General features: G+C 65.3%; 5 protein-coding genes and 1 pseudogene. 3 read left to right on the forward strand and 3 right to left on the reverse strand.

What is annotated here, in order from left to right; translation table 11 throughout:
• The 3 genes from ACLP25_RS15410 to rimI form a co-directional block, all read right to left on the reverse strand.
• The coding region (locus ACLP25_RS15410; RefSeq protein WP_442470065.1) for a GTP-binding protein at nucleotides 1-370 on the reverse strand (370 nt) is incomplete at its 3' end.
• A complete protein-coding gene (gene cysD, locus ACLP25_RS15415; RefSeq protein WP_442470066.1) occupies nucleotides 370-1,278 on the reverse strand; it encodes a sulfate adenylyltransferase subunit CysD in 909 nt (302 codons plus the stop codon). The genes ACLP25_RS15410 and cysD, both read right to left, overlap by 1 nt.
• Nucleotides 1,279-1,346: 68 nt before the next feature.
• Complete coding sequence (gene rimI / locus ACLP25_RS15420) at nucleotides 1,347-1,877, reverse strand: ribosomal protein S18-alanine N-acetyltransferase (RefSeq protein WP_442470067.1); 531 nt, start codon at nucleotides 1,875-1,877, stop codon at nucleotides 1,347-1,349.
• A 130-nt stretch (nucleotides 1,878-2,007) separates the two neighbouring features.
• Here rimI and ACLP25_RS15425 point away from each other — a divergent pair, with 130 nt between their 5' ends.
• From ACLP25_RS15425 to ACLP25_RS15435, 3 genes and pseudogenes are all read left to right on the forward strand, one after another.
• On the forward strand, nucleotides 2,008-3,312 hold the full coding sequence (locus tag ACLP25_RS15425; RefSeq protein WP_442470068.1) for a class I SAM-dependent methyltransferase: 1,305 nt from the start codon (nucleotides 2,008-2,010) through the stop codon (nucleotides 3,310-3,312).
• 61 nt (nucleotides 3,313-3,373) lie between these two features.
• The gene (gene folE, locus ACLP25_RS15430) at nucleotides 3,374-3,979 is read left to right on the forward strand and encodes a GTP cyclohydrolase I FolE (RefSeq protein WP_442470069.1); all 606 of its coding nucleotides are present in this window, start codon (nucleotides 3,374-3,376) and stop codon (nucleotides 3,977-3,979) included.
• 8 nt (nucleotides 3,980-3,987) lie between these two features.
• Nucleotides 3,988-4,248 (forward strand): annotated as a pseudogene (locus ACLP25_RS15435) (dihydrofolate reductase); the annotation flags it as partial.

The raw sequence follows: 4,248 nt of genomic DNA on the forward strand, positions 1-4,248 counted from the left end.
CGACGAGCAGAATGGCGAGGTCGGCGTTCGAGGCGCCGGTCGCCATGTTGCGGGTATATTGTTCGTGTCCGGGCGTGTCGGCGACGATGAACGAGCGCTTTTCAGTGGCGAAATAGCGATAGGCGACGTCGATGGTGATGCCTTGCTCGCGCTCGGCTTCCAGCCCGTCGACCAGCAGGGCGAAATCGATGTCGTCGCCGGTGGTGCCGTGTTTCTTCGAGTCGCGCTCGAGCGCCGACAGCTGATCGTCGAAAATGAGTTTCTTCTCGTACAGGAGCCGGCCGATCAGGGTCGACTTGCCGTCGTCGACCGAGCCGCAGGTGAGCAGGCGCAGGGTCGGGAGCGCGGAGGTTCGCAGTGTCTCGCTCATCAGAAATAGCCCTCCCGCTTCTTCCTCTCCATCGAGCCGGCTTCGTCGGTGTCGATCAGGCGACCCTGCCGCTCGGAGGTGGTCGAGGCGCGCATCTCGGCGATGATATCGTCGAGCGTCTCAGCCTCCGACTCGATGGCGCCGGTCAGCGGATAGCAGCCGAGGGTGCGAAAGCGGACACGCAGCTGGCGCGGCCTCTCGCCGGGCTCAAGCGGCAGACGCTTGTCGTCGACCATGATCAGGGCGCCGGAGCGCTCGACGACGGGGCGGGACTTGGCGAAATAGAGCGGCACGACCGGGATGTTTTCCGCTTTGACGTATTCCCACACGTCGAGTTCGGTCCAGTTCGACAGAGGAAAGACGCGCATCGATTCGCCGTCGCGGATGCGCGTGTTGAACAGGCGCCACAGCTCCGGACGCTGGTTGCGCGGATCCCACGCGTGTGCGGCGGAACGGTGCGAGAATATGCGCTCCTTGGCGCGGCTCTTCTCTTCGTCGCGCCGCGCCCCTCCGAAGGCCGCGTCGTAGCCGCCCTTGTCCAGGGCCTGCCGCAGCGCCTCGGTCTTCATCACCTGGGTATGGACCTGCGAACCGGAGGCGATCGGGGAGACGCCCCGCCGCACGCCGTCCTCGTTGATATGCACGATGAGCTCGAGTCCAAGATTGCGCGCGGTGTCGTCGCGAAACGCGATCATTTCGCGGAACTTCCAGGTCGTGTCGACATGAAGCAGCGGGAAGGGGGGCTTGGCCGGGTGAAACGCCTTCATCGCGATATGGAGCATCACGCTCGAGTCTTTTCCGATCGAATAAAGCATTACAGGATTGTGCATCTCTGCGACAACCTCACGCATTATGTCAATTGATTCCGCTTCAAGGCGCCTAAGGTGTGCGGGAAACGAATTTATCATGGGGGATTCCGCAAAGAGGAGCGCTTTTATGGGTTTTCAGGCCGCCGCGCAACCCGCGCAAAATCGGCTCACGCCGTGTGCTGCGACTTCGTCCTTCCCGCGGGACGGCGCGGCGAGGCGGCCGCAGAACGGGGGGCCAGCGCCTTTTTGTAGCGCAGCGCCGTCGCGCCGTCGGAATAATAGTCCCTATGCTCCCCGAAATGGCGGAAGCCGCACTTTTCATAGAGAGCGATCGCCGGCGTGTTGTCGTAGCGGACCTCAAGGGTGATGGCTTCGCGCCTATGCCGGCGCGCGAAATTTTCCGCCGCCGCGATGAGCGCCGCGCCGACCCCGCGGCGGACGAAGCGCGGGTCGACGGCGATCGAATAGATCCGCGCCGAGCGCACGCCCTTGCCGAGCGCGACGAGAACGTAGCCCGCAAGTTCGTCGTCGACCGTCACCGCAATCACTGGCCGCCGCGGCGCGCGCAGGTAATAGGCGAACGAGCGCCGCGAGACTTGATCCTGGGGAAATGAGTCGCGCTCGACCTTGGCGATCGCGTCGAGATCGCCGATGACCGCGTCACGAACGACAAGGCCGCCCCTTCGCCACTGGTCCATGTCGAGTCGTCAGGTCCCTTTTCGCTCGAGGTTCTTTGCCTCGCAGGCGCCCGCCTGTCCATCCTCGCTTTGGCGAGTGATGGTGTATGAGCGTGACGCGGCGAGGGCGCCGCGGAAAGGAAGGGTGGTCATGACCCGGGCCGAATCGCGCCTCGCGTCGCTGAAGCGGCTGCTCGCCGAGATTCACCGGCGGATTGAACCGGGATTCGGGTTTCGTCTGTGGGACGGCTCGAAGATCCCCGAGACCTGGCCGGCCGACGGCCTCCTGCTCGCCATCGCCGACGAAGGCGCAATCGCAGCGCTGCTCAAGGGGCCCAACATCACAACCTTCGCCAACCTGTGGGCTGCGGCGCGGATCGACATCGAGAACGGCACGATCTTCGATCTCGTCCAGCGCCGGCCGAAGGGCCGCACCAAGGAATTGCGGAAGTCGCTCGCCTCGATCACGACGCTGCGCGCGCTGGCGCCCTTCCTGTTCGTCCCGCGCGGGGGTCCCTGGCCGCTCGAAGCGATCGGCCGCGACCGCGAGAGCGACGGTTCGGAGGCCGAGAACACGCGCAACATCGCCTATCATTACGACGTGTCCAACGCCTTTTATGCGCTGTGGCTCGACAGCGACATGGTCTACACCTGCGCCTATTTCCACGAGTGGAGCGACGATCTCGACGCCGCTCAGCGGCAGAAGCTCGACATGACCTGCCGCAAGCTCCGCCTTCAGCCCGGCGAGACGCTCCTCGACATCGGCAGCGGATGGGGCTCGCTGGCCTGCCATGCGGCCGAGCATTACGGGGTCAACGCTCTCGGCGTGACGCTGTCGGAGGAGCAGCTCGCGCTCGCGCGTGAGAAGGCCGAACGGCGCGGACTTACGGGGCGCGTGACGTTCGAGAAGCGCGACTATGCCCTGCTCGAAGGCGAGGGCCGGTTCGACAAGATCGTGTCGGTCGGCATGTTCGAGCATGTCGGCCTCGCCAATTTCGAGAACTATTTCAAGACCGTCCAGCGCCTCCTGAAGCCCGGCGGGCTCTACCTGCACCACGCCATCACGAGGCCCGGCGGCAGCCATGCGGCGCGCACCGGCAAGAAGCGGCCGGAGTTCCAGGCGCTGACCCGCTACATCTTCCCCGGCGGCGAACTCGACTATCTCGGCCGCACCATCACCAATCTCGAGCTCGCCGGCTTCGAGGTGCGCGACGTCGAGTGCTGGCGCGAACACTACCAGCGCACGACCCACTTCTGGCACGACCGGCTTCGGGCGCGGTGGAGCGAGGCGGTCGCGGCGGTCGGCGAGACGACGGCGCGGGTCTGGCTCGCCTATCTCGCCGCCTGCTCGATTACGTTCGAGCGCAACAACGCCGGCGTCTACCAGACGCTGTCGATGAAGCGGGTCCGTGGCCCGAGCGGCTTGCCGCCGACAAGGGGAGACCTCTATCGCTGATCCCTCCTTTGAGAATTTGCTTGGCGGCGGCTACAGTCGCCCTCGACAAGGATAGGCATGAATGACGCATAAGCTCGAAACCCGCGACAACAGGATCAGCGACTCCGAGGTCGAGGAGGCGTTCCGCACGGTGCTCAAATGGATCGGCGAGGACCCGGACCGCGACGGTCTGCGCGAGACGCCGAACCGGGTGAGGCGCGCCTTCCGCGAGTATTTCGGCGGCTACGACGAGGACCCGGAGCTGGTGCTGCGAAAGACCTTCTCCGAGGTCGACGGCTACGACGAAATGATCGTTCTGCGCGGAGTGACCTTCGAGAGCCATTGCGAGCACCATGTGGCGCCGATCATCGGCCGCGCCTGGGTCGGCTACATTCCCGACAAACGCGTGGTCGGCATTTCCAAGCTCGCCCGCGTGGTCGAGATCTTCTCCAAGCGCCTGCAGATCCAGGAGCGCTTGACCGCCCAGATCGCCAATACGATCGAGGAGGTGCTCAGTCCGCGCGGCACCGCCGTGGTTGTGAAGGCCGCCCACCACTGCATGATCAGCCGCGGCATCCACAAGCGCGGGGCCGACCTCGTCACCAGCCGCATGCTCGGCGTGTTCCGCGACAACCCGATGACTCGCGGCGAGTTTCTGGCGCTCGTCAACGCCGACTCGACCGAGTAGCAAGGCCCATGATCGGCCCCTACCGCATTGAAGGCTACGCCATCGTCTCGTCCGACGGGATGATCGCCGACGCAACCGGCGTCATGCCGGTCGCGCTCCAGCTCGACGCCGACAAGGTTTTTTTCGAGGCGGCGCTGGAGCACGTCACGGCGGTGATCCATGGCCGGCATTCGCAGGAGATCCAGCCGAAGTCGCCGTTCCGGCGCCGGCTGATCCTGACCCACACGGTCGCGGGCGTGGCGCCTCATCCGGACAATCCGCTGGCGCGG

This window comes from Roseiarcus sp. (assembly GCF_052145395.1).
Lineage (GTDB): Bacteria > Pseudomonadota > Alphaproteobacteria > Rhizobiales > Beijerinckiaceae > Roseiarcus.